Below are 272 nucleotides of genomic sequence, written 5' to 3' on the forward strand. Positions count from 1 at the left end.
GCGTGCGCGACGAAGCGCCGCTGCTGCTCAAGTTCGCCGACGACCGTAACGTCAACCCGGCGCCGGATGTCAGCTACAAGGTGGTGGGCCAGGCTCCGGCCGACCTCAGCCAGCGGCCGATCGTGGTGGGCTTCGGCCCCTGCGGGATCTTCGCCGGCCTCTTGCTGGCGCAGATGGGCTTCAAGCCGATCGTCCTCGAGCGTGGCAAGGAAGTGCGCCAGCGCACCAAGGACACCTGGGGCCTGTGGCGCAAGAGCGTGCTCAACCCCGAG

The 272-nt window shown here is 68.8% G+C and carries 1 pseudogene; it reads left to right on the top strand.

Annotation, left to right across the window (positions count from 1 at the left end):
- Nucleotides 1-272: pseudogene (locus tag SB725_RS31295) on the top strand (hypothetical protein); the annotation flags it as partial.

The sequence above is a fragment of the Pseudomonas sp. SIMBA_041 genome (assembly GCF_046535095.1).
GTDB classification, from domain to species: domain Bacteria; phylum Pseudomonadota; class Gammaproteobacteria; order Pseudomonadales; family Pseudomonadaceae; genus Aquipseudomonas; species Aquipseudomonas mucoides.